Below are 26300 nucleotides of genomic sequence, written 5' to 3' on the forward strand. Positions count from 1 at the left end.
GGAAGGCATCATGATGCGAAAGCGGTCGGTACATCAGGTGGCCGTGGCAGCCCTGATCGGCATGCTGGTCGGTGCATCGCCGGTGCGGGCGGACAGCCGTGCAGACTTCGACGCCTGGTCGGCGGCGGCGCGCAAGCAGTGCGATGCAGACGCCCGTAAGGGCGGACGACTGGACGGCGTGCTGTTCCATCGCTGCATGGTCGACGCGCACGAAGGTGGCGGCTGGGTCTCGCAGGAACGCATCGAGCGCTGTCGCGAAAAGTCCGGTGCCTTCTGGGGTAACCGCGAGGGCGAGAGCGACGAATCGCTGTGGAATTGCCTGGCCCGAGAAGGCAAGCGGCACGCGGAAAGTGGAGGCGTGGCCGCAGCCAGCGGCAACGCGGCGCTGCAGCGTCACGATTCGCCGGAGCGCGCCACGGCGCGCCGGCCTGCCTGCGAGGACTGGGCGCGCGACAATCTGGAACCCGGCGCTTCGCATCTCGACTACATCGCACGCTGCATGTACTCGACCGCATCGCCTGCCGCGGTGGGCGCGACGATGAGACGTGGCGGCACGAATGACACGATGGGTCAGGATGCTCCCGCGCTGTCGGGTACCGCCGTCGGCGACAACCCGGTGCGAGCGAAGAACCGTGCCTGGTGCGCCGAGCACAACGCGGGCGGTGATCGCACCGGCCTGCTGCGCTATGACTGCAGTTGCGTCGACAGCAGCACGGCGATGCAGCAGCGGACGAAAAAGCTGGACGATGCGGCGATTGTCGCCCGCAGGTTCGACCTGAGCACCTGCGTCGATCGCAGCGCGACCGCCGAGCGCGTGGTGGCTGACATGGGCGGGCGCACCCTTGGCAGCCTGTTCGACAGTGACGACGACATTCGCGCGCGAGAGGCCTGCTATCGCCGCGCGATCGGCAAGGACATCAAGGCGGTCGATCTGGCCGACGACGCGCGCCTGCGCAGCGCACTTAACCGGATCTGCAGATAGCCTGCTCGCGAGGATCGCTCGCAGACAGGCAAGCCGAGCCCCGTGCAGGAGCGGCCCTCTGACCGCGGCGCGGCGGGGATCCCGCTCCGCCTCCGCTTCACCCGCAGTTTCGTTGCGCCGCAACGTGCAGCGGCGACCGGGACGGCGTTCAATTGCAGCAGAGCGGCATCCGTTCATTTTCATGACGGGAGCGACCGATGAAGGCCTCGTTTGTCAGAACGTATCTGGTTGCCACCGCTCTTGCCTGGGGAGCGTGCCCTCCACTGCCCGCCGCTGCGGCGTCGGAGGGGGCGAAGGCGTATCTCGAATGGTCGGATGGCGTGCGCAGACAGTGCGACAGGGCGGGAGGCGATGCGCAGCGCTATCGCTGCATGGCGGACGCTCATATCTCGGATGGGCGCGTGCCACCGGACAAGATCGAATTTTGCCGCAGCAGGGCGGCGCAACTGCGGGAGAGCCGGCCGGGCGATCGCGATCAGTCGCTGTGGATGTGCCTGTCACGCGAGGGCAAGCGTCATGCCGAGCGCGGCGCGGCGTCCTCCGGCGCGCCGTCGCCGCGCGAGCGGGTGGCGGCGCAGCGGGCCGATTCGGCGGCTGGCACGGCGATCGATCCACGGCAGGACAGGATGGCGCGGCAGCCCGCCTGCGAGGCATGGGCAGCCGACAATATTGGTGACCCCGGCCTGCGAAAGTCCTATATGGCGCGCTGCCTGCACGGGCAGGGAACGCCGGAATCCCTTGGAGCCGGCTACAGCAAGAGGCCCATGCCTCTCGCTGCCGCAGCGCCGACGGGTGACGCCGGTGCGGTGCGCGCGAAGAATCGCGACTGGTGCGCGAAACAGAACGCCGGTCGCGGCGGCTCCGGGTATCTGCGCTACGACTGCGATTGCGTCGATCGCGAAACTGCTCGTCATCAGGCCGAGGGCCGGCTGGGCGAGCGGATGATCGCGCAGCAGCAATTCGACCTGAACCCCTGCGTGAACCGGGCGGCGACCGCCGACCAGGTGGTCGCCGGCATGCTCGATCCGGGCATGCGCAGGATGTATGGCGGCGAGGCGCGTGCGAATGCGATCGAGGCCTGTTACCGGCGCGCGGTGGAGCGCGACATGGACGTGTCGGAGCTGGCTGATTACGGTCGCCTGCGTGGTCAGTTGTCGCAGCGATGCAACAAGGCGGGCTTGTAGGCGGGGGCGCCAGCCACGCGGCGCTCTGTTCAGGTGCCGCTGCCGAAGTAGTGGCGAAAGGCCTCGTCCGAGGTCTGGGTGTTCAGTTCATCGACCTGCATCGGCATCATTACGCTGCCGCTCGACCACAGATAGTGCTTGCGGAACCACTCGCGCAGTTCGGGTGAGCATTTTTCCATCGGGCCGTCACGGCCTGCTTCGATCAGGTAGTGCAGCACGCGGTCGGCGCCCGGCGTGTCGCGGGTGACCATGCGGTGCTTTTCCAGCGGGTGGAACAGCCGGCCGACGTCGTAGGCGGTGACCGTTGCCGGCAACTCGGTCAGGCGCCGGTCCAGTCGATCCAGCGCGCTTTCCCATGCCGGGTCGAGACGGAAGCGCTGCTTCAGGCTGGCCACCCAGGCGCGCAGCAGGCGCACGTAGTCGTGTTCTGTCGCTCGTTCACCGTTCATTGATGTTGTCCTTCGTCGGCATACGGAACTGTTGTGCTATCGGCATCGGCCCGGCCGGCTTGAGAATGCGCATGTGCTGCCGTTACCGGATGAACGAGCGCCAACCACTGTCCACCCACTGAAATCCATGCCCGAATTCCTGAACGACGTCGTCGCCGCCCAGCCGCCGCTTGCGCGCGCGCTGTGGGCCGTCGTTTCGCTGGCATTGCTGGTCGCCGCCCTTGTCGTGCTGCGGCTGGAGCGGCGCATGTTCGTGGCACGCGGCAAGGGGGCGTCGTGGTGGGTGGTGCGGCTGGCTTCGCTGCCGGCGCTGGCCGTCGTCGTGGCGGCGGTGTTCGGCCCGGCGCGTGCGGTGTCGGGCATGGAAGGGTTGGCGGTGTTCTACCTGCTGCTGCTCGGCGTGGCGCCGCTGCTGTGGTTCGGCGTGCACCTGCTGGCCGGCTGGCTTGCCTCGCCGCGCTTGTCGCGCGGCGAATCCGCATGGATCGCCGGCAGCGGCCTGATGCTGCTGCTGTGTCCGCCAGCGGTGTTCACCGCGCTGCAGACGCCAGTGTTCATGATCTCGCGCCAGTTCGACGCCGTCGCCCGCGCCTCGCGTCCCGAAACGCCGTTGCCGCATCGCGCCGACGCGGCCCAGCGCTTTCGTCTCGGCGACGCCGGCGTGCTCGTTGCACAGTCGCTGATCGCGCCGCCGGGCGTGCAGATCGAGCGCGTCGAAGCGCTGCAGGGCGGGCTGTGGGCCGACACCGCCACGCAGATGCATCCCTGGCTGTGCCGCAACGGCGAAGACCTGCATCTGGCCTGGGCCGACGGCAGCGAACCGCCGCCGCTGCGCATCTACTGGCGCGACACGGCGGGCCAGGCGTGGCAGAGCGGCATCGAGGTCGCACCTGCCGCCGTGTCCGAGCAGGACTTCGTCGTCGGCTGGCGCGACGACGGCTTCGACCTGCCGGTACCGTTGTCGCGCGATCGCGTGCAGCCGGGCTGGCTGGCCGACGGACGACTGCACTACCGCAGCCTGAATGGCGTGCTGCAGCCGGGTGAAAGCGCGCGCGACGACTGCGTCATGCGCGGATACCGGCGTGTAGCCGCGGAGACGGAGGGGCAGGTGGCCGCCGTTCTGCTGCGCATCGAGCGCCCGGCGCAGGGCGGCACCCTGACCTACCTGCTCGATCGCCCCTGAGTCTTCGCCCCGCCGCGCGGGGAAGCTGCCACCGGTAGATGCGGCAAATTGCCTGTACGGCGCGAGCTGCAGCGGCCCTACCATCCCGTCGGCATCGACGACGGAGCGGGGCGAATGAGTAGGGATCACGGAATGTGCAGGCTGGCCGGCCGCCTGCTGTGTGCGCTGGCACTGACGACCGCCGCTGCGGCGCATGGCGATGGTGGCAGTGGCGACTGGCCGCTGCACGGCAATGACGCCGGCGGTCAGCGGCACGCGCGGCTGGACCAGATCAACCGCGACAACGTCGCGCAGCTCGAACCGGCCTGGACCTGGCGCAGTGGCGTCAAGGCCACCTTCCAGGCGACGCCCATCGTGGTCGGCGACAGGATGTACCTGTCCTTGCCCTTCAGCCACGTTGCCGCGCTCGACGCGCGCAGCGGTCGCGAGCTGTGGCGTTACGAACATCCGCGCCCCGCGGGTCGGCTGTGCTGCGGGCCTGCCAATCGAGGCGTGGCGGTGCGCGACGGCCGCGTCTTCGTCGGCACCGTCGATGCCCGTCTGATCGCGCTCGACGCGCGCACCGGCCAGCCGCTGTGGAATGTGGCGGTGGCCGACGCCGCGCCTGCGACCGAGCAGGCGGCGCAACTGCCGGACAGCGACCCGCTGAGCCGGCGCGAAACCCAGGGCTCGACCGGCGTCGGCATCGCGATGGCGCCGCAGGTGGCCGGCGACCTGGTCATCGTCGGCATCACCGGCGTCGGCTACGGCCTGCACCCGGAGAACGCGGTGGTCGGCTTGCCGGGGCAGTACGGGCGGCCCGGCGTGCTGGCCGCCTTCGACGCCGCCAGCGGCCGGCGCGTGTGGCAGTTCGACGTGACCGGCCCCGGCTGGGAGGGCGCGTTCGCGGCCCGCACCGCCGATGGCCTGGATCTCGGCCGCGACCTGCCGGCCGAACGCGCGGCGCTCGCCCGCGAGGGCGGGGCGTGGCGCCATGGGGGCGGCTCGCTGTGGGCGACGCCGGCCATTGATGCCGAACGCGGACTGATCTTCTTCGGCACCGGCAACCCCTCGCCGCAGATGGCCGACGGTTCGCGTCCCGGCGACAACCTGTACACCGCCTCGCTGGTCGCGCTGGACCTGCGTACCGGCCGCCTTGTGTGGCATTACCAGCAGGTGCCGCACGATCGCTGGGGCTACGACGTCGCCAGCCCGCCGGTGCTGTTCGAGCTGCAGCAGGGTGGCGAGCGCATCCCGGCGCTGGCGCAGCCGAGCAAGCTGGGCTGGGTCTATGTGCATGACCGGCGCGACGGTCGCCTGCTGTTTCGCTCCGAGGCCTTCGTGCCGCAACAGAACCTGTTCGCCGCGCCCAGTGCCGAGGGCGTCGTGATCGCGCCGGGCATCGCTGGCGGCGCCAGCTGGTCGCCCTCGGCGCTCGATCCGCAGCAGGCGCTGCTGTTCGTGCCCGGCATCCACCTGCCGACCCGCTACACGGTGCGCGAAGCCGAGCGTGCCGATGGCAGCCGCTTCCACTACGTGGTCAGCGAACCGGAAGGTCCGCGTGGCGGCGTGCTGGCGGCCGTCGACCTCGCCCACGAAGGGCGGCTGCGCTGGCAGGTGAAGCTCGACCAGCCCATGGTCGGCGGCGTGCTGTCGACGGCCGGCGGGCTGCTGTTCACCGGCATCGGCGAGCGCAGCTTCGCCGCCTTCGACAGCGGCAGCGGCATGCGGCTGTGGTCGTGGCAGGTCGACGCCGGCGTCAATGCGCCGCCCGTCAGCTACGCGATCGACGGCCGCCAGTACGTCGCGGTCGCCGCCGGCGGCAACGCATTGTTCGGCTTCCCGCAGGGTGACGGCCTGCACGTGTTCGCGCTGCCGGCGCCGGCCGTCGCGGCGACGACCGGCGCACGCTGAGCGACCGGCACCGATATCGGTTAGATTGCGGGCCTCGACCGCCGGCGCATCGCCGCGCCGGCATCCGATCGCTCGCCATGAAAACCCTCGCCACCATCGCCAACGGACTCGACGCCCGCATGCTGCGCGACGTGCTCGCGCTCGAAGGCCTGCACGTCAAGCTCACGGCCAGCTCTGCCGACGCGCGGCAGGGCGGGGCGGTCACGCTGCTGATCGAGGATGCCGAGTTCGAGCGGGGTCAGGCGCTGCTCGCGCGCTGGATGGCGGAACACCCGGCGCCCGGGGCCGATCCGGTTCCTCCCCCACCCGCTGAATGAAGTCGGTCAGCGCGGCATGGCGGCGGCGCATCGTCGCCGGCATCCTGCTGTTGCTGGTCGCGCTGTGGCTGCTCGACCGCCTCTTTCCTCCTCCGCTGCCGTCCGGCAACGACGGCTTCATCGTGCTGGCGCGCGACGGCAGCCCACTGCGCGCCTGGCCGGGCAGCGACGGCGCCTGGCGCTACCCGGTCACGCCGGCCGAGGTGTCGCCGCGCTACATCGACGCGCTGCTCGGTTATGAAGACCGCTGGTTCCGCTGGCATCCGGGCGTCAATCCGGCTTCGCTCGCGCGCGCCGCCTGGCAGTGGGCCACCACCGGCCGCATCGTGTCCGGAGGCTCCACACTCACCATGCAGGTGGCGCGCATCCTCGAACCGGTGCCGCGCACGCCGCGCGGCAAGCTGCGCCAGATCGTACGTGCGCTGCAGCTGGAATGGCGGCTGTCGAAGGACGACATCCTGACGCTCTACCTGAATCACGCGCCGATGGGCGGCATCGTCGAAGGCGTCGAAATGGCGAGCCGTGCCTATCTCGGCAAGCCTTCGCGCGATCTCAGTCACGCCGAAGCGGCGCTGCTCGCCACACTGCCACGCGCGCCCAGTCGTCTGCGTCCGGATCGCGCGCCGCAGGCGGCCCAGATCGCGCGCGACCGCGTGCTGGCGCGGCTCGAAAGCTTCGACATCTGGTCGTCCGAAGTGGTGGCCGATGCGCGCATCGAGCCGGTGATCGCGCAGAAGCTGCAGGGCGCCTGGCTCGCGCCACTGGCCGCCGAGCGCCTGCGCAGTCGCGCGCGCAAGGCCGGCGCCGCCGGCCTTACCCTGGTCGCCAGCACGCTGGACCGCGAACTGCAGGCCACGGTCGAGCGCCTGCTGGCCGACCGCGCCAGCGTGCTGCCGCCGCGGGTGTCCATCGCCGCGCTGGTGGTCGACGCCGCCACGCTGGAGGTGCGTGCCTACGCCGGCTCGGCCGACTTCAGCGACAACGCGCGTGGCGCCCACGTCGACATGGTGCGCGGCGTGCGTTCGCCCGGCTCCGCACTCAAGCCCTTCCTGTACGCGATGGCGCTGGACGACGGCCTGATCCACTCCGAAAGCTTGCTGATCGATGCGCCGCAGGCCTTCGGCGGCTACCAGCCCGGCAATTTCCAGGCGGACTTCTCCGGGCCGGTCAGCGTGTCCGAGGCGCTGCAGAGATCGCTCAACGTGCCGGCCGTCGACCTGCTGGACCAGATCGGCCCGGCGCGTTTCGCCGCGCGGCTGGCTCAGGCCGGCATCAAGCCGCGCATCGCTACCGGCGAACAGCCCAATCTCAGCCTCATCCTTGGCGGCGCCGGCGTCACGCTGGAGGAACTGGTCGGCGGCTACCGCGCGCTCGCCGTCGGCGGTTTGGCCGGCAAACCGCGTCTGACGCCGGAGGCCCCGGTCGAGGAAACGCGGCTGATGAGTGAGGGTGCCGCGTGGATCGTGCGCGACATCCTGGAAGGCGGTGGTCACCCGGACCGGCCCTTCATCGAGGGCGGCGGCGCCGCGCCGCTGGCATGGAAGACTGGCACCAGCTTTGGCTTCCGCGACGCCTGGGCGGTCGGCGTGTCCGGCCGCTACGCGCTGGGCGTGTGGCTGGGTCGGCCGGACGGCACGCCCAACCCCGGCTTTTTCGGCGCCAATGTCGCTGCACCCCTGCTGAAGGACATCGCCGCCGCACTGCCGCGCGAGCTCATCCCGCCGCGCGAGCGGCCGGCCTCGGTGCAGCCGGTCGACATCTGCTGGCCCTTGGGCACGGCCGCTGCTGACACCCCCGCGCCACTGTGCCACCGCCGCCGCGCCGCCTGGTCACTGGCTGGCGCCGTGCCGCCCACCCGGCCCGACCGCATCGACGGCAGCAGCCTGCGCCAGACCCTCTGGATAGACCCGGCCAGCGGTCTGCGCACGGTGCCCGGCTGCGGCCACGGTGAGCCGCGCGACACCGCCCGCTGGCCCACCTTGCTGCAACCCTGGCTCGACGGCTGGCTACCCGCCGATCAGCGTATCCCCGACTGGCAACCCGGCTGCGCCCCGACCGGCGGCACCCCCGCCGCCACGCTGCGCATCGTCGGCCTCAGCGAAGGCAGCCGCCTGCGCCCGGCACCGCAGCACCACCACGTGTCGCTGCAACTCGCCGTGCGCGGCGCGCAGGGGCCCGTGTACTGGCTGCTGGACGGGCAGAGGGTGATGCCGGACGCCGGTGGCAAACTGCTGCTGAACGAGGCGGGTACGCACCGCCTGACCGTGATGGACGAAGCGGGGAGGCATCACAGTGTCCGTTTCACGGTGGATGCGCCGCCCGGGATCTAGCCGGTGCGAACTGGCACCCTTTCCGGTCGTTCAGCCTGCGGCACGGTGTGACGGGGCTGTTCCGGGTTCAGTCGCGAGCAGACCTCGCTCCGGCAGTGTTCCGTTCCTGACATTCCGATTCGCGAAAACCGGCGGCACCGAAACGATGTGGTCCGATTCGGCGATGCCGCGCCGCCTTGCCTTGACCCGTGGGCCGGCCGCCGTGAGCATGCAAGCCTCGGTAACGGTCACGCTGTGGAGGACCGTCCATCGCTTTTCTCGCCGTCAGGCGGCACCGCCTTTCGTTTCAACCTCCCATCCAATCAAGGAATAGCCATGACTCAAATCGTCGTCGATCACAACCCGACCGAAGAGAAGCTGAAGGAGCTGGGCGTGTCCAGCTGGTCGATCTGGGAAAAGGAAGTGTCGAAGTTCCCGCTCGACTTCTCGATGACCGAAAGCGCCTACCTGCTCGAAGGCGAAATCCACGTGACGCCGCAGGGCGGTGACAAGGTGGTGATCAAGGCAGGCGACTTCGTCGTGTTCCCGAAGGGCATGAAGTCGATGTGGGAAGTCGTGAAACCGCTGCGCAAGCACTACAAGCACAGCTGAGCGCACCCGCTTGCACGACGAAAGGGCCTTGATGTTTCAAGGCCCTTTTTGTTTGCGTGGACGGTGATCGGCTCCCGAGCGACGGCGAAGTGCCACATAGTTGTCAGGTGCCGTGGATTGTTCAGGCGGATGATGCACGCAGTCCTGAACGCGGATGGCGGCTCTCCGGGTGCATCCGCTTGCGTCGCCCGCGTGTAGAGGATGGAACGAGGCCGGTTGCTGTTCCGGTCAGCCCGCAGGCCCGGCCTGTGCCGTCGTCCGCCAGGGAGAACGGATTGAATCCATCGTTCAGCGCCACGATGCCCTCCGTCGCCACGCGCGACTTCGCGCCGATGCTTTCGCCTGCTGACGACAGCGTCCGCGCCTTCGACCTGCTTGCCGACCTCGCGCGCGATTTGCGACCGGGGGTGATCTTTCCGATCTGTTTCGACGCACTGCTGTGCGTGCGGCAGACCTTGCGCGCGCCCGAGGTGACGACGCCCCATCTGGCAGGCGCGGCGCGGGTCGATCCGCTGCTGTGTGCGCGGCTGCTCAGGCGCGCGAACCGCGGTCGGCGTGCCGAGCCGGTGACCGGCGTGCGCGATGCGCTGGCCAGGCTGGGCGCGGACCGGGCGCAGCGCGTGGCGCGTGCGGTGTCCTGTGGCCAGATCGGCTGTGCGCGGCAGCTTTCGCACGTCGACGAACTGTCGCGTCGGCTGTGGCTGCACACGCTGCGTACGGCGGCCGGCGCCTTCGTGCTGGCGCGCCGGCTCACGTCACTCGATCCGGACGAGGCGATGACGGCAGGGCTGCTGCACGACATCGGTGCCTTCTACCTGCTGGACCGCCTGGCGCGGCGCCCGTCGGCGGCGTTCGACGCGCAGGACATCAATGCGCTCATCCTCGAATGGCACGAAAGCGTGGGCGAATCGCTGCTGCAGTCGTTGGGCGTGCCCGAGGTGCTGATCGATGCGATGCGCGATCACGAACAGCCGCGCGCAAGCACCGGCATGCCGCGCTCGCTGTCGGATCTGGTGTTCACCGCCAGCGTGCTGGCCGGTGGCGCGACCGAGTTGTACGACGATCCGGTATGCCATGTCAGCCAGCGCCCGGCGCCGACGCGTGAGCGATTCGCCGGGCTGCTGCCGGAGATCGAACAGGTGTACGGCGTGCTGCGGCGCGGGGCGATGCAGGGGTAAGGCGCTTCTCCCCGGTTTGAGCAGCTTCGGTCGCGATGCGTTCGCTGTAGTCCTCGGGCTTCGATTCAGGTCGCTGTCGGGGTCAAGACCCCTCCCACAGAACTCCCGCCGGGGCTTCGGCCGCGGGTCTGGCTCAGTCCCCGTGGGAGCAGCCTCGGTCGCGACGCGTTCGCTGTAGTCCACGGGCTTCGATTCAGGTTGCTGTCGGGGTCAAGACCCCTCCCACAGAACTTCCGCCAGGGCTTCGGCCGCGGGTCTGGCTCAGTCCCCGTGGGAGCGGCCTTGGCCGCGACAGGGCCGCAGCACAGCGCGGACTTCGGTGCAGATCAAGAAAAAGCCCGCCCCGCGGATGCGGAGGCGGGCTTTGTCATTCCGGCCGGCGACTTCAGACGAGGTCGAAGCGGTCGGCGTTCATCACCTTGGTCCAGGCGGCGACGAAGTCGCGGACGAACTTTTCCTTGTTGTCGTCCTGTGCATAGACCTCGGCGTAGGCGCGCAGGATGGAGTTCGAACCGAACACCAGATCGACGCGGGTTGCCGTCCATTTCACCTGACCGGTCTTGCGGTCGACGATTTCGTACAGATTGCTGCCGGCCGGCTTCCAGCGGTAGGCCATGTCGGTCAGATTGACGAAGAAGTCGTTCGTCAGCGCGCCGACGCGGTCGGTGAATACGCCGTGCGGGCTGCCGCCGTGATTGGTGCCGAGCACGCGCAGGCCGCCGATCAGCGCGGTCATTTCCGGGGCGGTGAGGCCGAGGAGCTGGGTGCGGTCGAGCAGCAGTTCTTCCGGCTTCACCACGTAGTCGCGCGGTTGCCAGTTGCGGTAGCCGTCGGCGGCCGGCTCGAGCACTTCGAACGATTCGACGTCGGTCTGCGCCTGGCTGGCGTCGCCACGGCCGGGTGCGAACGGCACGGTGACATTGAAGCCGGCCGCCTTGATCGCCTGTTCGACACCGACATTGCCGGCCAGCACGATCACGTCGGCCACGCTGGCGCCGGTCTCCGCAGCGATGCGTTCGTACACCGGCAGCACTTCCGCCAGACGTGCCGGTTCGTTGGCTTCCCAGTCCTTCTGCGGCGCGAGGCGGATGCGTGCGCCGTTGGCGCCGCCGCGCATGTCGGAGCTGCGGAAGGTGCGGGCGCTGTCCCAGGCGGTGGCGACCATGTCGCCGATGCTCAGACCAGCAGCGGCGATCTTTGCCTTGACGGCGGCAAGGTCGTAGTCGGTGCGACCGGCGGGCACCGGGTCCTGCCAGATCAGGTCTTCGCCCGGCACGTCCGGACCGATGTAGCGGGTTTTCGGACCCATGTCGCGGTGGGTGAGCTTGAACCAGGCGCGGGCGAACACTTCGCTGAAGTAGGCCGGGTCGGCGTGGAAGCGCTCGGAAATCTTCCGGTAGGCAGGGTCCATCTTCATCGCCATGTCGGCGTCGGTCATGATGGGGTTGTGGCGGACCGAGGGGTTTTCCGCGTCGACCGGCTTGTCCTCTTCGCGGATGCCTATCGGTTCCCACTGCCAGGCGCCGGCCGGGCTCTTCGTCAGTGCCCACTCGTAGCCGAGCAGCAGCTTGAAGTAACCGTCGTCCCAGCAGGTCGGGTTCGTGGTCCAGGCACCTTCGAGGCCGCTGGTGACCGCCTGGTTGCCGACGCCGCGCGTGCTGTGATTCATCCAGCCGAAGCCCTGTTCCTCGATCGGCGCGCCTTCGGGTGAGGGGCCGAGCAGGGCGGCGTCACCGTTGCCGTGTGCCTTGCCGACGGTGTGGCCACCGGCAGTGAGCGCCACCGTTTCCTCGTCGTCCATCGCCATGCGAGCAAAGGTGACGCGCACGTCGTGGGCGGTCTTCAGCGGGTCGGGCTGGCCGTCCACGCCTTCCGGGTTCACGTAGATCAGGCCCATCATCACCGCGGCCAGCGGATTGTCGAGGTCGCGTTCGCCCGAGTAGCGGCTGTGCGGGTTGTCGGACTTGGCCAGCCATTCCTTCTCCGAGCCCCAGTAAATGTCCTTTTCCGGGTGCCAGATGTCTTCGCGGCCGAAGGCGAAGCCGTAGGTTTTCAGGCCCATGGACTCGTACGCGACGGTGCCGGCGTACAGGATGAGGTCGGCCCAGGACAGCTTGTTGCCGTATTTCTTCTTGATCGGCCACAGCAGGCGGCGGGCCTTGTCGAGGTTGCCGTTGTCGGGCCAGGAGTTCAGCGGGGCGAAGCGCTGGTTGCCGGTGCCGCCGCCGCCGCGGCCGTCGGCCACGCGGTAGGTGCCGGCGGCATGCCAGGCCATCCGTATCATCAGGCCGCCGTAGTGGCCCCAGTCGGCCGGCCACCAGTCCTGGCTATCGGTCATCAGCGCGGTCACGTCCTTCCTGAGTGCGGCGAAGTCGAGCTTCTTCACCTCTTCCCGATAGTTGAAGCCTTCACCCATAGGATTGGTCTTGCGGTCGTGCTGGTGCAGGATGTCCAGATTCAGCCCCTCAGGCCACCACTCCATCACGTTGATGCTGCCGGTGGTCGCGCCGCCGTGCATGACCGGGCATTTGCCGATCGTGTTCTGATCTCTCGTGTTCACATCGCTCTCCTTGTTTTTCGGGACTCCGGCGCGATGCTTCCGGCCGGTGTCAGGTAAGCGCCCGGAACAACTTTCGCGGGCAGTTCGGGGTGCAACCAAGGTGCGGGGGGAGCAACGCCCCGCCTTCAGCCCTGCATGCTCTGTTTTTCTGGGTGCTCGATCGTCGTGCCGCGTCGACCGTGCGGAACACATTCTGCGTCGCCGCCCGCGATGCCGAGATCGCTATTTTCTTTATATTTAGATCAAGTCTAAAAGATCATCCAAGGTGCAGTGCGGCATGGAGATCGCCTGATCTCGGACCGTTCGAATTCGCAGCAGTCATGCATGCGGCACGTGCGCGATCGAATCGTTCCCGCAAGCGCCTTGATCGACGCCAGCGGCCAGCGCCGGCCGCGTCGCGGCCAAGGGGTCACGCCCGATCCGGGAGCCCGACCCTGGGCCGGGGTTCTGTGGGAGGGGTCTTCTGAACCCGACCGTCGCGCCAAACTAGAACGGCGAGTCGGCGTGGGCGAGGCGAACCTCGATGTTCGCCCGGGTCGCGATCTGCGGCAGATGCGGGTCGACGATGCCCTGTGTAGCAAGTGCCGCGAGATCACCGTCCGGCAGGGCGCAGGACTTCACCAGCAGGACGCGCGGGCTGCCGATGCGGGCAGCGAGCCAGACGGCGATGCTGTCGGAGGTCACCGTCCAGTCGCGCGGGAGGTCGGTACTGAGGTCGAGATGACGGGAGGGCAGCCACACCGGCGTGCGGCCGGCAGCGCAGTGGTCGGCCAGTGCGTCGATGTCATCGCAGGCGAGCAGCGCCGGAAACAGGTCGCACAGCATCAGCCCGCACTGGTCCATCGCGCGCAGCGCCATGCGGTGCGCTGCGTCTTCGGAAAAGCGCCAGTGCGTCTGGGCGTCGCGTACGGCGTCGGCATACGCCCCGCCGCCGGGCACGATGACGGCGCTGCCTGACGCCTCGCCGGCAAGCCGTTCGCACCAGCGCTGAAGTCGTCCGTCATGCGGGTCGGACAGCAGGCTGCCGCCGAGCTTGATCACCACAGGTGCGCGGGTCACGGCTTGTGGTCGCGGTCGATGCGGCGGTCCAGCACCTGGCCGAGCAGGCGCAGCGCCAGCAGATAGACGATGGCCAACGCGAGCATCTGAGCACCGCCGCCGGTCAGCGTCTTGAACGGCACGTAAAACAGGCCGAAGGCGACGACGCCGATCAGATGGATGATGGCGGACGGTTTCATCGCTTCCCCTCGGCCAGCAAGCCCACGGCAACCGCCGGTGCGCAGGTGGTGGCTTCGTCCGCGCAGTCGGGCGCGAGATCGGCCAGCAGCTCACCGAGCGTGACGGCCGGGCGACCGAGCGCGCGGGCGAGACGGGCGGCGACGAAGCGGCCGGCCCCCGCGCAGACCACCGGTGCCTCGGGCGCGAGCGCGGCGATGCCGGGCAGGGCAGAGCAGGCGTCGATCAGGGCGCCCAGCTGTGCATCGGCGAAAGCGGACGCGAGTGCGCGCCAGTCTTCCATCGAGCCTTCGGCGAGATCGCGACCTATCATGCGCGCCAGCCGGCGGGCGCTGGCCTCCGCCGTCTTGGCGCCGCCGTCGGCCGCCGGATACTGGTCTGCGTGCTCCGGCAGCTCACCGAGCAGGCGCCACACGTCGGCCGAGGTGGCGAAGTACTCGGCCATCAGCCGGTGGCGCTGGCCCTTGAAGTCGACCGCCGGCGCGAGCGCCATCAGCGGCGTGCGCACGACGCCGGCATAGACCAGTTCGCCGCTGATCAGCCGGTCGGCGTCGGAGCGGCTGGTCGTGGCGACGCCGCCATCGATGACGATGAGGTCGCTGGTGGTGCTGCCGACATCGGCCAGCAGCGCCTGCGGCAGACGGGTGGCGATCCACGCCGCAGTAGCGAGCCAGTTGGCCGAGGCGATGTCGTCGGCGCGGGCGCGCGCGTCATCGACCTCCGCCCAGCCCGCGCGACCGGCGTACAGCGTGATTTCGCCCGCCAATGCGGTGCGCATGCGCTGTGCGATGCCGGCCACGCCGTCGGCGCGGGCATCGAACAGGTCGGTCATTTCGCCGGTCATCGTGACTGCGTGGCGCGGCGCCGCACCCAGTGCGGCCAGCGCTTCGGCCACGGCGGTGTCGAGCTTGTCCAGCCCCTGCCACAGCGGGCAGGCGACCTGCAACACGCCGCTCACCCGCCCGCCGTCGATGCGCGCGGCCTTGACGTGCGCGCCGCCGATGTCCCAGCCGATCAGCGTTGCATCAGACGGCTTCTTCATGGGCGTCGAGGGTAAGGGTGTGCGGACGCGGAGCGTCGGTCGACGGCAGGCTGCCGTCGCGTGCCGCGCTCAGTGTGGCGGCGACCAGGTTGAGGCCGGTCGCTGCGCGCAGCGCGCAGGCCGAGGTGCTCATGCGCGGATTGATCTCGACCACGACCGGGCCGTCCGCGGTTTCGATGAAATCGACGCCGACCGGTCCGAGCAGACCGGGCAGGGCGGCGGCGATGCGCTGCGCGAGCGCGGCGTGTTGCGGCGTGGCGTCGACCGCGCCGACGGCGAGCGCGGCAAGACGCACGCGTTCGCCATGGTGCTCGAGCACTTGCCGGTTCACCGACAGCAGCGCGGCGCGGCCACGCGCGCACAGCAGGTTCATGCTGCGCGCCTCGCCGTCCAGCCACGGCTGGGCGATGTGATCCGGCCCGGCCGCGCGCAGTACGCGAGCGGCGGCTGCGCGGTCGCCCAGACGCTGCAGACCCTCGCAACCGGCGCCGTCGTCCGGCTTCACCGCCCATGCGCCAAGGACGTCGGGCAGTGCGTCGGCGTCGCTGTAGTGTGGCAGCACGGCGACGCCGGCCTCTGCCAGCACGCGCGCGGTGCGTGACTTCGACGCGGCGACGCGGCAGCTTGCGGCGTCGCAGCCGAGCAGGCGGCTGCCGCTCGCTTCGACACGGGCGGCCAGCGTGGCCAGCAGATCGCCAGTTTCCGGCGCGACGATGAGCGCCGCGTCGGCACCGGCCAGTGCGGCATCGAAGGCGGCGTCGAACGCGCCGGTCTCGGCTACCGCGATCGAGCCGGGCAGCGCCGCTCCGAGCCGGGCGTCGTGCAGCGTCACCAGTTCGGCGCCAGCGATGTCGGCGGCGTCGCGCAGCAGCGCATCGCGCATCAGGCGGCCTTCGCGCACGAGCGAGGCCGGCAGTGGCTGGCCGGCCAGACCGCCGCCGGTGATAAACTCGAACACGAAAATTCGTTGATTCATATAAGGTTTTTTGTGCCTGAACTGATACCCGTCATCGACCTGATGCAAGGTCGGGTCGTGCACGCGCGTCGTGGCGACCGGCAAGCTTACCAGCCGCTGCGCTCGCGTCTGGTCGAGGGTTGCGTGCCGGCCGACGTGGTCGACGCACTGCTCGCGGCGACCACCGCCCGCCATATCTATATTGCCGATCTCGACGCCATCCGCCGATTGGGCGGTGACCACACAAAGGTGATCGCTGCTCTGGCCGAGCGTCATCCGCAGGTCGAGTTCTGGGTGGACGGCGGTTTTGCCGATGCCGATGCCGCGCTGGCGCTGCACCACGCGACCGGCGCGATCCCCGTGCTGGGCAGCGAAAGCCTGACCGATCCCGATGCGTTGGCGAAACTGTCGGCAGCGGGCGTGCCGGCGCTGCTGTCGCTCGACTATCGCAGCGGCGTTCCGCTCGGCGCCGCATGGGCGCACGCGCCCGAATTCTGGCCGGCACGGGTGATCGCGATGGAACTGGCGCGGGTCGGCTCGGAGGCCGGGCCCGAGCTGGCACTGATTGCCCGCTTGCGCGCTCAGCGCCCTGACGTTGCGGTGATCGCCGCCGGTGGTGTGCGTGACGCGGTAGACCTTGCCGCGCTGGACGAGGCCGGTGTGCCGGCGGTGCTGGTGGCGAGCGCGCTGCACGATGGCCGGCTGGCCGTCCCTCAATGATTCATGCTGCGGCGCACGAATTCCCCGCGTTTGAAACGCCACGATTTTTTACCGTGGAATCAATTGCAGGGAGTAGTTTACATTTTGATACGGCGCTTCCGGTTACGGGCAGATCGGGTCTGGCGTGAACTGAGCTCAGGGAATGAATGCCCGCCGAGTGGCGGCCCGCATTCGATGAATGGATACGGAATAACGAACTGGCAAGAAAATGCCATACGTATCGACAGACGACAGCCCGGAATTGCTTTCGACGCACGCGGCCGGTCCACGCGAACGTCGGTTGGTCAGTCTCGTCGTCATATTTTCGCTGCTGCTTTTTGCAGTCAGCGTGCCCTACGCGAAAATGCCATTGCCGCATATTCCGGCATTTGTCGCGGTCTACGATTCCGCATTGTTCGTCGTCTATCTGGTCACCGCCGTGCTGCTTTACGGGCATGGCGTGACGCTGCGCTCAAGCGCGATGTTCCTGCTGGCGGATGGCTTTCTCTACGCCTCGGCGATGATTGCGCCGCATCTGCTCACCTATCCCGAGGTTTTCTCCGCCGAAGGATTGCTCGGTGCGAATATTCAGACCACCGCGTGGATATTCCAGTTCTGGCATGTGGGATTTCCGCTGTGCGTGATCGGCTATTCACTGATGATGCCGAGAGAATGCAGCAGGGGTCCCGGAATACGCTCGATATTCGGCAGTGCGGGGCGGCATGTTTCGTGCACGTTGCTGATGGCCGTATTGTCCGCGCTGCTGGCGATACATGGCGCCAATATATTGCCGGACATCATGAAAGGTACGTTCGGATATACCCATCGAATGTTCTGGATCGTGTCCGCGATATGGATTCTGAATGGCTTTGCGCTGTATGTGCTATGGCGGAAGAAACCGCGCGCCGCGCTCGATCTGTGGCTCATCGTGACCATGGTGGCCTGGCTGCTGGAAGTGGCGCTGGTGGCGGTGTTCAACGCCGGGCGCTATGACCTCGGCTTCTACGTCGGGCGCGTCCACGGGCTGCTCGCGGCCAGCATGGTGCTGGTCGCGCTGGTGATCGAGAACGGGCGCCTGTACGCCCATCTGGGCCGTGCGCATGAGCGGGTGAGGCTGAAGGCCTCGGAACTCGAACGCCTGAATGCGACCGACGCGCTCACCGGCATCGCCAATCGCCGGGTGTTCGGCGAAACGCTGGGACGCGAATGGCATCGCAGCCTGCGCAGCGGCCGGCCGCTGTCGCTGCTGATGCTGGATGTCGATCATTTCAAGCCCTACAACGACACGCACGGTCACCTTGGCGGCGACGACTGCCTGCGCAGCGTGGCGCAGGCGCTGGCGTCCTGTACGCGGCGCGCCTCCGATCTGGTGGCGCGCTATGGCGGCGAGGAATTCGCCATCCTGCTGCCGGATACCGGCGAGTCGGACGCCTCGGCGGTGGCGCAGTCGGCCTGTCGCGCCGTGCTGTCGCTCGGCATTCCGCACGGCAAGTCGTCGGTGCACGATTGCGTGACGGTGAGCATCGGCGTCGCCACCTTCGTGCCGCCGCCCGCCTTCGTCGGCAAGCTGGCCGGCAAGCCGTCGTCGCTGATCGACGCCGCCGACCAGGCGCTGTACGAAGCCAAGCAGCAGGGCCGCAACCGCGTGGTGGTGCAGGTGCAGCCGGTGAGCTACCACACCAGCGGATTCACCCGGTAGTAGGACGACAGTTCGGCGTAGGCCTCGGGCAGCGCTGCCGCAAGATGCTGCGGCCGCTCGAAGAAGCTTTCGGTGGCGACGGCGAAGAACTCGGCCGGGCTGTAGGCGCCGTAGGGGTCGAGCACCGGCGGCTCGTGCGCCGCGACCTGCTGGTGCAGCATCGCGTATGCCGCCCCCATCACCGCCGCCCAGCGCGCCACGCGCGCCGCACCGCGCAGCGGCGGCGCGCCGTTTGCCTCGCCGTTCTCCTGGTCCAGCTGATGCGCGAACTCGTGGATGACCACGTTGTGCCCGTCGGCCGCGTCGGCGGCGCCAGCGAGCACCGCGTCCCAGGCCAGCACGACCTGGCCGCGCGACGACGATTCGCCCAGATGTACGCGGCGCCAGGCGTGCTGCACGCCAGCGGCGTCGGTTTCGGTTCGGGTGACGGCAAAGGCACCCGGATAGACCAGGATTTCGCGCAGCCCGGCGAAGTAGTCGGTCGGCCGGTTCAGGATGAGCAGGCAGGCCTGGGCGGCGATCAGCACCCGCACCTCGTCGGTGATCACCATGCCGTCGCAGCCGATGAAGCGCTTCTCGGCAACGAACACCTGGATGCGACGGCGCAGCTGCTGCTGCAGATCAGGCGGCAGTGCTCGCCAGGCCGGCATGTTCCGCTGCAGCAGACGGCGCCACTCGGCGGGGAAAGGACGCGCCCGGATGCGGCGCCGGCGCAGTGCGGTACGCAGCGGATCGGCGAACAGCCACAGCGCGGCAGACAGCAGTATTGCGATCAGCGCGGCCAGTGCGAGAGTGGAGGTGAGCGGAGTCATCAATCGCAGATCGGGGCAGCGGCGGTGGTTTCAAGCCGGGCAGATATCCTGCCTCTGTGCGCTGTCTTGCGGTTTGAACTTGAGGTCTTCCGACCACGACCGCTCGTCCTTGCACACGCCCGACGGCATGCTACGGTGACTGACCGTCATCGCCCCGGGGTCACGATGTATTCCGATTGGAACGCCTGTCACGTCGCGCAACTCGCCTGTACCGGCGCGCATTTCTCCCACGCCAAGGATTTCGTGTTCCGCAAGTGGTGCGAGCTGGCGGTCGAGCGCAATGTGGTGATGCCGGTCGATCTGTCCGGTTCCTGCCGCTATGGCTCGCTGTTCATGAATCGCGTGTTCGGCGGTTCGCTGCGCGGCCATTTCCAGCACCAGTACAACTACATCGATCACCGCGTCGTCGATCTGAGTCACGACGCGGCTGACGTGGGTGCGATGACCCACCCCTATCTGCACGAACCGGATTACTTCGAACTCGATTCATTGCAGGACTCGCTGGCCGGCTGCCTGCCGCGCGTCGACCGCTGGGTGCTCGAATTCCTGGCCGAGGTTGACGCGCGACAGCAGTGCCCGGCCGACCCGGACCCGGCAGCGGTCGTGCTCAGAGCCTGACCGGCGTCGGCGGCGTGCCGCCGGTCAGCGCGGCGATCAGGTTGTCGGCGGCGAGGTCGGCCATGGCCTTGCGGGTGGCGCCGGTGGCGCTGGCGATGTGCGGTGTCAGCACGACGTTGGGCACTTCGAGCAGGCCGGGATTCAGCTTCGGTTCGCCCTCATAGACGTCGAGCGCGGCGGCACCGATGCGGCCGCTGCGCAGCGCCTCGACCAGCGCCGCGTCGTCGACCACGCCGCCGCGCGCGATATTGGTCAGCGTGGCGGTCGGCTTCATCAGCGCCAGCTCATCAGCACCGATGGCGTGATGCACGGCGGGCGAATAGGGCACGACCAGTACGAGGTGATCGGCTTCGCGCAGCAGTGTGTCCTTGTCCACCCAGCGCGCACCGAGCGGCGTTTCGATGGCGGCCGGGAGCGGGCTGCGGTTGTGGTAGATCACCTTCATGCCGAAGCCGAACGCGCCGCGGCGGGCGATCGCCTGGCCGATGCGGCCCATGCCGAAGATGCCCAGTGTCTTACCGTACACGTCGACGCCATTCATCAGCGAGTAGGTCCAGTGCGTCCATCGGCCGTCGCGCAGGAAGCGCTCGCTTTCGGTGACGCGACGGGCGGCCGCCATCATCAGCGCGAAGCCGAAGTCGGCGGTCGATTCGGTCAGCACGTCCGGCGTGTTGCTGACCAGGATGCCGCGGGCGGTGCAGGCGGCGACGTCGATATTGTTGTAGCCGACCGCCATCGTGCACACCGCGCGCAGGCCGGGGCAGGCGTCGAGCAGTGCGGCGTCGATCTTCTCGTTGGCGGTGATGAAGGCGCCGGCCTTGCCCTGCAGCCGCGCGATCAGCTCCGGCTGTGTGAACACGCGATCTTCCTGGTTGGCATCGACGTCGAAATGCTGCGACAGACGGTCTATCAGTTCAGGCAGGACGTAGCGGGCGACGAGAATCGAGGGGCGGCTCAAGACAGGCTCCGGTGATGTGCAGGAGCGCCGAATCTAGCGCGCGGCCCGCCGCCAGGCGAGCCGCAGCGCACAAGTGTTACGCGGCGTACGGCAGCACAGTTGCCGCCGCGCAGCCTGCACTTACCAGGGCAGTGCCTCGCCCATGTGGAAGAAGCCGCCGGTCGGGCCGTCGGCCGGCAGGGTCGCCAGCTGCACGCTGGTCTTGCCGCCGTCGGCGATGTCCATCGGTGCGTTCGGGCCGCCCATGTCGGTCTTCACCCAGCCCGGATGGGCGGAGTTCACCTTGATCGGCGTGTCGGCCAGTTCGGCCGCCAGGTGCACGGTGTAGGCGTTCAGCGCGGTCTTCGACGCGTTGTAGGCGACTTCCTTGGCCGGTGCGATCGGCGAGTCCGGCGCGCAGTGCGTGCCGAGCGAACCGAGGATGGACGACAGGTTCACGATGCGGCCGGCCGGAGCCTGACGGATCAGCGGCAGCAGGATCTGCGTCAGTTCGATCACGGCGAAGAAATTCACGTCGAAGGTGCGTCGCAGGACGTCCTGCGACACCGTGCTGGCGTTCGGCGCGAAGAATTCGCCGAGCGCGATGCCGGCGTTGTTCACCAGGATGTCGAGCCGGCCGTACTGGCTGGCGAAGTGGTCGTATACCGCCTGGAAGGTCGACGGCTTGGTCGCGTCGAAGCCGATGGCCGAAGCGTGAATGCCTTCGTTGCGCAGCGCGGCGACGGCTTCCTCGCCCTTGTCCGGATCGCGCACGCCGATCACCACTTCGATTCCGAGGCGGCCGAGGCCGCGTGCGGTTTCAAGGCCGAGACCACGGTTGCCACCGGTGATGAAGGCGACTTTCTGTTGCGTGTTCATGCTCTAGCTCCTCAGGGATTGCGGGCGTGCAGGGGCTGGTCCGGCCCTGCGTCGGAAATGTCTGCGGGTGCCTGGCCGTCCCAGCCGCCACCCAATGCACGGATGAGACCGACCGCGGCGCGCGCGCGTTCGCCTTCGAGCTGCGAGGCGATGCGCCGCTGCAGCAGCACGCTGCGGTCGGCATCGATCACGTCGAGCTGGCTGACCGAACCTTCGCGGTACTGGATCTGCGACAGCTGCGCGGCGCGCGCGGCGGCGCGTACCGCTTCGTCCTGCGTGCGCGTCTGTTCCGCCAGGATGCGCAGGCCGGCCAGGTTGTCCTCGACCTCGCGGAAGGCGCCGAGCACGGTCTGGCGGTAGGCGGCGACCTCTTCGTCGTAGACGGCGCGGGCGCGTTCCAGCCCGGCTTCGCGCGCGCCGCCGTCGAAGAGGGGCAGCGTCAGCGCGGTGCCGACCAGCGGTCCGAGCACGAAGCTGCGCGTGCTCCACTGGAACAGATTGCCCAGTTCGGACGATTCGTAACCCAGTGCGCCGGTCAGGTTCAGGCGCGGAAACCAGGCCGCCTGCGCGATGCCGACACGGGCGTTGGCAGCCGCCATCGCGCGCTCTGCGGCGGCGATGTCGGGTCGACGTTCGAGCAGTGCCGAAGGCAGGCCCGGCGGGATGTCGAGCGTGACCCGCTCGAGCGGCTGCGGCTCGAGCGCGAAGTCCGCCGGTGCGCGGCCGAGCAGCAGTGCCAGAGCGTGTTCCGCGTTGGCGCGGCGGCGCGACACGCCGAAGGACTCGGACTGCGCCGACGCCAGCTCGGTCTTTGCGCGCGCCAGTTCCAGCTCGCTCACGTCGCCTTCGTCGAAGCGCCGCTGCACCAGGCGCAGCGTTTCAGTGCGCAGCTGCACGGTGCCGGTGTAGAGCGCCTGTTCGGCATCGAGCTCACGGATCAGGAAATAGGTCTGTGCGACGTCGGCCTGCAGCGCGAGCTGCAGCGAGCGGAACAGCGCTTCGCGCTGCTGCGCGGTGGCGCTGGCCGCATCGACGCCGGCGGCCACGCGGCCGAACAGGTCGACCTCGTAGGCGACGGTGGCCTGCGCACGCCACAGCGTCAGCGCGTTGCCGTCCGCGCTGTCGTCCAGCCCGCGCGCCGCCGGCGACTGCCGCTGCCGGGTCGGGCCGAAGCCGGCGCCGACCTGCGGTGACTGCTGCGAGCGGGCGTCGCGCACCAGGGCGCGGGACTGGGCGAGGCGTGCGGCGGCGGCCTTCAGGTCCTGGTTGGCGTCCATCGCCTGCGCGACCAGCGTGTTCAGGCGACCGTCGCCGAACACCGTCCACCATTCGCCGCGCGCCAGCTCTTCCGACGGCCGCGCCGGCTTCCAGTCCTTGTTGCCGGCGGGCGCTTCCTTGAAGGCCTGCGGCGTATCGACCGCCGGACGCTCGTAGGTCTGCATCACCGAGCAGCCGGCCAGCACCAGCAGGCTGGACAGCAGCACGGCACCGGTCCGCAGCGAGCGGTAGGCCTCTGCAGGAGCGAGCGTGCTCGCCGTGTTCAACGATGTGTTCATGTCAATGCTCCGGATCAGTGGGCGACGGCTGCGACGTCAGGCAGCGGCGTATGGCCGGCGTGGGTGAGGCGCTTGCCCGAGGCCTTGCGCAGCAGCACGTAGAACACCGGGGTCAGGAAGAGACCGAAGAAGGTGACGCCCAGCATGCCGGAGAACACCGCCACGCCCATGGCATGACGCATTTCCGCGCCGGCGCCGCTCGACGTGACCAGCGGCACCACGCCCATGATGAAAGCGATCGATGTCATCAGGATGGGGCGCAGCCGCAGCCGGCTGGCTTCGATCGCCGCCTCGACGATGCCGCGTCCGCGCAGTTCCAGCTCGCGGGCGAATTCGACGATCAGGATGGCGTTCTTCGCCGACAGCCCGACCAGCACCATCAGACCGATCTGCGTGAAGATGTTGTTGTCGCCGGCAGTGAGCCAGACGCCGGTCAGCGCGGCCAGGATGCTCATCGGCACGATGAGGATGACGGCCAGCGGCAGCGTGAGGCTTTCGTACTGCGCGGCGAGCACCAGGAACACCAGCAGCACGCTGATCGGGAACACCCAGACACCGGCGTTGCCGGCCAGGATCTTCTGGTAGATCAGGTCCGTCCATTCGTACTTGACACCGCGCGGCAGCACTTCGTCGGCGATGCGCTCGGCCGCGGCCTGCGCCTGGTCGGACGAATAGCCGGGCGCGGGGCCGCCGTTGATGTCGGCCGAGGTGTAGCCGTTGTAGCGCACCACCATTTCCGGGCCGAAGCTCTGCTTCACCTTGACCAGCGAGGACAGCGGCACCATGTCGCCATTCGTGTTGCGCGTCTTCAGCGCCAGGATGTCGGCGGCCTCGGCGCGGAAGGGCGCGTCAGCCTGGGCACGCACCTGATAGACGCGGCCGAAGCGGTTGAAGTCATTCACGTAGAGCGAACCGAGGTAGATCTGCATGGTGTCGAACACGTCGGTGATCGGCACGCCGAGCTGCTTGGCCTTCACCCGGTCCAGGTCGACGTCGAGCTGCGGCACGTTGATCTGGTAACTGGAGAAGGTCGGACCCAGTTCCGGCGCCTTCGCCGCGGCGGCGATGAAGGCTTCCTTGGCCGCTTCCAGTTCGGCGTAGCCGAGCGCGCCGCGGTCCTGCAGCTGCAGCTTGAAGCCGCCCAGCGTGCCCAGACCCATTACCGGCGGCGGCGGAAACACCGCGATGTAGGCGTCCTTGATGTCGGCGAACTTGGCGTTCAGCGACGCGGCGATCGCGCCGGCCGACAGCTCCGGGCTCTTGCGCTCGTCGAAGGGCTTGAGCGTCGCGAACACGATGCCGGCACTCGAACTGTTGGTGAAGCCGTTGATCGACAGCCCGGGGAAGGCGACCGCGTTCTCGACGCCCGGCTGGGCCAGCGCGATCTCGCCCATGCGGCGGATCACGTCTTCGGTACGGTCGATCGAGGCGCCGGCCGGCAGCTGGGTGAAGCTGATCAGGTACTGCTTGTCCTGCGCCGGCACGAAGCCGCCAGGCACCAGGTAGGACAGGCCGACCGTCGCGCCGAGCAGCACGGCATAGACGCCCATGGCCGTGCCCTTTCGCTGGATCATGCCGCTGACGCCGCGTCCGTAGTTTTCCGAACTGCGGTTGAAGAAGCGGTTGAAGCGCGCGAAGAAGCCGCCGAACACGGCATTCATCGCCCGCGTCAGCGCGTCCGGCTTGGCGTCGTGGCCCTTCAGCAGCATGGCCGCCAGTGCCGGCGACAGCGTCAGCGAGTTGAAGGCGGAGATGACGGTCGAGATGGCGATCGTCATCGCGAACTGTTTGTAGAACTGGCCGGTCAGGCCGGTCATGAAGGCCAGCGGCACGAACACGGCGACCAGCGTAAGCGCGATGGCGATGATGGGGCCGCTCACTTCCTGCATCGCGCGGTAGGTCGCTTCGCGTGCCGACAGGCCCTCGGCGATGTTGCGCTCGACGTTCTCGACCACCACGATGGCGTCATCGACCACGATGCCGATGGCCAGCACCATGCCGAACAGCGACAGCGCGTTGATCGAGTAGCCAAAGCCCAGCATCAGCGAGAAGGTGCCGACGATGGACACCGGCACCGCCAGCAGCGGAATGATGGAGGCGCGCCAGGTCTGCAGGAACACGATGACCACCAGCACGACCAGCGCGATCGCTTCGAGCAGCGTCACGATGACCGCCTTGATCGACGCGCGCACGAACTGCGTCGGGTCATAGACGATGCGGTACTCGACCGAGGGCGGGAAATCCTTGGCCAGTTCGGCCATGGTTTCGCGCACCGCGGCCGACACGTCGAGCGCATTCGCGCCCGGTGCCTGGCGGATAGGCAGCGCCACCGCCGGCTTGTTGTCGAGCAGCGAGCGCAGGCCGTATTCCGAGGCGGCGAGTTCGACCCGCGCGACGTCGGCAAGCCGCGTGATGCTGCCGTCGGGCGAGGACTTCAGGATGATGTCCGAGAACTCCTCGACCGTCTGCAGCCGGCCCTGCGCGTTGACCGACAGCTGCAGCGGCACGTCGGCCGCGTTCGGCGAGGCGCCGATGACGCCGGCCGCGACCTGCACGTTCTGTTCGCGGATCGCGCGCACCACGTCGCTGGCCGTCATGTTGCGCTGGGCCACCTTCTGCGGGTCCAGCCACACGCGCATCGCGTAGTTGCCGGAGCCGAACAGGCCGACTTCACCGACGCCCTTGATGCGCGCCAGGCGGTCCTTCACGTTGATGACAGCGTAGTTGCGCAGATAGGTCGTGTCGTAGCGGTTGTCCGGCGAGATCAGGTGCACCACCATGGTCAGCGTGGGCGAACTCTTCAGCGTGGTCACGCCCAGCCGCTGCACGTCTTCCGGCAGCCGCGGCATCGCCTGCGATACCCGGTTCTGCACCAGCTGCTGCGCCTTGTCCGGGTCCATGCCGAGGTTGAAGTAGACAGTCAGCGTCAGGTTGCCGTCGCTGTTGGCCTGCGACTGCATGTACAGCATGTCCTCGACGCCGTTGATCGCCTCTTCCAGTGGCGAGGCCACGGTTTCGGCGATCACCTTGGGGTTGGCGCCCGGGAACTGGGCGCGCACGACGACCGACGGCGGCACCACTTCCGGGTACTCGGAAATCGGCAGCTGGAACAGCGACAGCGCGCCGGCCAGCAGTATGAGCACCGACAGCACACCGGCGAAGATGGGTCGGTCGATGAAGAATCTGGAAATGTTCATGGC

General features: G+C 68.5%; 22 protein-coding genes. 11 read left to right on the top strand and 11 right to left on the bottom strand.

What is annotated here, in order from left to right:
• Positions 1–10 precede the first annotated feature (10 nt).
• Positions 11–982, top strand: coding sequence for a hypothetical protein (locus METRZ18153_RS0108370; RefSeq protein WP_020164308.1), 972 nt, complete (start codon positions 11–13; stop codon positions 980–982).
• Between the two features lie 197 nt (positions 983–1179).
• Entirely contained in the window at positions 1180–2166 is a 987-nt protein-coding gene (locus METRZ18153_RS0108375) for a hypothetical protein (protein WP_029143639.1), read from the top strand.
• 29 nt (positions 2167–2195) lie between these two features.
• Here METRZ18153_RS0108375 and METRZ18153_RS0108380 read toward each other — a convergent pair whose 3' ends face one another.
• Positions 2196–2615: a hypothetical protein gene (locus METRZ18153_RS0108380; protein WP_020164311.1), complete on the bottom strand. Its 420-nt coding sequence runs from the start codon at positions 2613–2615 to the stop codon at positions 2196–2198.
• A gap of 127 nt (positions 2616–2742) precedes the next feature.
• Here METRZ18153_RS0108380 and METRZ18153_RS0108385 point away from each other — a divergent pair, with 127 nt between their 5' ends.
• The 6 genes from METRZ18153_RS0108385 to METRZ18153_RS0108410 all read left to right on the top strand — a co-directional run bounded on the left by METRZ18153_RS0108385 (position 2743) and on the right by METRZ18153_RS0108410 (position 10107).
• Complete coding sequence (locus METRZ18153_RS0108385) at positions 2743–3798, top strand: hypothetical protein (protein ID WP_020164312.1); 1056 nt, start codon at positions 2743–2745, stop codon at positions 3796–3798.
• Between the two features lie 114 nt (positions 3799–3912).
• Positions 3913–5691: a pyrroloquinoline quinone-dependent dehydrogenase gene (locus METRZ18153_RS0108390; protein ID WP_029143640.1), complete on the top strand. Its 1779-nt coding sequence runs from the start codon at positions 3913–3915 to the stop codon at positions 5689–5691.
• Between the two features lie 77 nt (positions 5692–5768).
• The gene (locus METRZ18153_RS0108395) at positions 5769–6008 is read left to right on the top strand and encodes a hypothetical protein (RefSeq protein ID WP_020164314.1); all 240 of its coding nucleotides are present in this window, start codon (positions 5769–5771) and stop codon (positions 6006–6008) included.
• Positions 6005–8338 carry a penicillin-binding protein 1C gene (gene pbpC / locus METRZ18153_RS0108400; protein WP_020164315.1) on the top strand — a complete coding sequence of 778 codons (2334 nt, stop codon included), beginning with the start codon at positions 6005–6007 and terminating at the stop codon, positions 8336–8338. The genes METRZ18153_RS0108395 and pbpC overlap by 4 nt, the downstream gene beginning before the upstream one ends.
• A 315-nt stretch (positions 8339–8653) precedes the next feature.
• A complete protein-coding gene (locus tag METRZ18153_RS0108405) occupies positions 8654–8929 on the top strand; it encodes a cupin domain-containing protein (RefSeq protein WP_019918632.1) in 276 nt (91 codons plus the stop codon).
• Positions 8930–9204: 275 nt separating this feature from the next.
• Positions 9205–10107, top strand: coding sequence for an HDOD domain-containing protein (locus METRZ18153_RS0108410; RefSeq protein ID WP_232416003.1), 903 nt, complete (start codon positions 9205–9207; stop codon positions 10105–10107).
• A gap of 385 nt (positions 10108–10492) precedes the next feature.
• Here METRZ18153_RS0108410 and katG read toward each other — a convergent pair whose 3' ends face one another.
• From katG to METRZ18153_RS0108435, 5 genes are all read right to left on the bottom strand, one after another.
• The gene (gene katG / locus METRZ18153_RS0108415) at positions 10493–12667 is read right to left on the bottom strand and encodes a catalase/peroxidase HPI (RefSeq protein ID WP_020164317.1); all 2175 of its coding nucleotides are present in this window, start codon (positions 12665–12667) and stop codon (positions 10493–10495) included.
• A gap of 486 nt (positions 12668–13153) precedes the next feature.
• On the bottom strand, positions 13154–13726 hold the full coding sequence (locus METRZ18153_RS0108420) for an amino acid kinase family protein (protein ID WP_020164318.1): 573 nt from the start codon (positions 13724–13726) through the stop codon (positions 13154–13156).
• A complete protein-coding gene (locus METRZ18153_RS0108425; RefSeq protein WP_020164319.1) occupies positions 13723–13905 on the bottom strand; it encodes a hypothetical protein in 183 nt (60 codons plus the stop codon). The genes METRZ18153_RS0108420 and METRZ18153_RS0108425 overlap by 4 nt, the downstream gene beginning before the upstream one ends.
• Positions 13902–14945 (bottom strand): hydantoinase/oxoprolinase family protein, encoded by a 1044-nt coding sequence (locus tag METRZ18153_RS0108430; protein WP_020164320.1) that lies wholly within the window; start codon positions 14943–14945, stop codon positions 13902–13904. The genes METRZ18153_RS0108425 and METRZ18153_RS0108430 overlap by 4 nt, the downstream gene beginning before the upstream one ends.
• Positions 14929–15903, bottom strand: coding sequence for an ATP-grasp domain-containing protein (locus METRZ18153_RS0108435; protein WP_232416004.1), 975 nt, complete (start codon positions 15901–15903; stop codon positions 14929–14931). Before METRZ18153_RS0108435 ends, METRZ18153_RS0108430 begins: the two co-directional genes overlap by 17 nt.
• A gap of 30 nt (positions 15904–15933) precedes the next feature.
• On the opposite strand from METRZ18153_RS0108435, the gene METRZ18153_RS0108440 reads away from it, so the two are divergent.
• Both METRZ18153_RS0108440 and METRZ18153_RS20055 read left to right on the top strand, forming a co-directional pair.
• Positions 15934–16620, top strand: coding sequence for a HisA/HisF-related TIM barrel protein (locus tag METRZ18153_RS0108440; protein ID WP_020164322.1), 687 nt, complete (start codon positions 15934–15936; stop codon positions 16618–16620).
• Positions 16621–16948: 328 nt separating this feature from the next.
• Positions 16949–18298, top strand: a complete 1350-nt coding sequence (locus METRZ18153_RS20055) for a sensor domain-containing diguanylate cyclase (RefSeq protein WP_232416005.1) — start codon at positions 16949–16951, stop codon at positions 18296–18298.
• Here METRZ18153_RS20055 and METRZ18153_RS0108450 read toward each other — a convergent pair.
• Positions 18271–19110: a M90 family metallopeptidase gene (locus tag METRZ18153_RS0108450; protein WP_020164324.1), complete on the bottom strand. Its 840-nt coding sequence runs from the start codon at positions 19108–19110 to the stop codon at positions 18271–18273. The genes METRZ18153_RS20055 and METRZ18153_RS0108450 overlap by 28 nt on opposite strands.
• 165 nt (positions 19111–19275) lie before the next feature.
• Between METRZ18153_RS0108450 and METRZ18153_RS0108455 the strand changes: the two genes are divergently transcribed.
• Positions 19276–19728, top strand: coding sequence for a hypothetical protein (locus tag METRZ18153_RS0108455; RefSeq protein WP_020164325.1), 453 nt, complete (start codon positions 19276–19278; stop codon positions 19726–19728).
• On the opposite strand, the gene METRZ18153_RS0108460 is transcribed toward METRZ18153_RS0108455, so the two are convergent.
• The 4 genes from METRZ18153_RS0108460 to METRZ18153_RS0108475 all read right to left on the bottom strand — a co-directional run bounded on the left by METRZ18153_RS0108460 (position 19718) and on the right by METRZ18153_RS0108475 (position 26297).
• A complete protein-coding gene (locus METRZ18153_RS0108460) occupies positions 19718–20686 on the bottom strand; it encodes a 2-hydroxyacid dehydrogenase (RefSeq protein ID WP_020164326.1) in 969 nt (322 codons plus the stop codon). The two genes, METRZ18153_RS0108455 and METRZ18153_RS0108460, sit on opposite strands and share 11 nt — an antisense overlap.
• Before the next feature lie 120 nt (positions 20687–20806).
• A complete protein-coding gene (locus METRZ18153_RS0108465) occupies positions 20807–21544 on the bottom strand; it encodes an SDR family oxidoreductase (protein WP_020164327.1) in 738 nt (245 codons plus the stop codon).
• Between the two features lie 11 nt (positions 21545–21555).
• The gene (locus METRZ18153_RS0108470) at positions 21556–23100 is read right to left on the bottom strand and encodes an efflux transporter outer membrane subunit (protein WP_020164328.1); all 1545 of its coding nucleotides are present in this window, start codon (positions 23098–23100) and stop codon (positions 21556–21558) included.
• A gap of 14 nt (positions 23101–23114) precedes the next feature.
• Positions 23115–26297, bottom strand: coding sequence for an efflux RND transporter permease subunit (locus METRZ18153_RS0108475; RefSeq protein ID WP_020164329.1), 3183 nt, complete (start codon positions 26295–26297; stop codon positions 23115–23117).
• Positions 26298–26300: the final 3 nt, after the last annotated feature.

Origin of the sequence: Methyloversatilis discipulorum (assembly GCF_000385375.1) — a bacterium.
Taxonomy (GTDB): Bacteria; Pseudomonadota; Gammaproteobacteria; order Burkholderiales; family Rhodocyclaceae; genus Methyloversatilis; species Methyloversatilis discipulorum_A.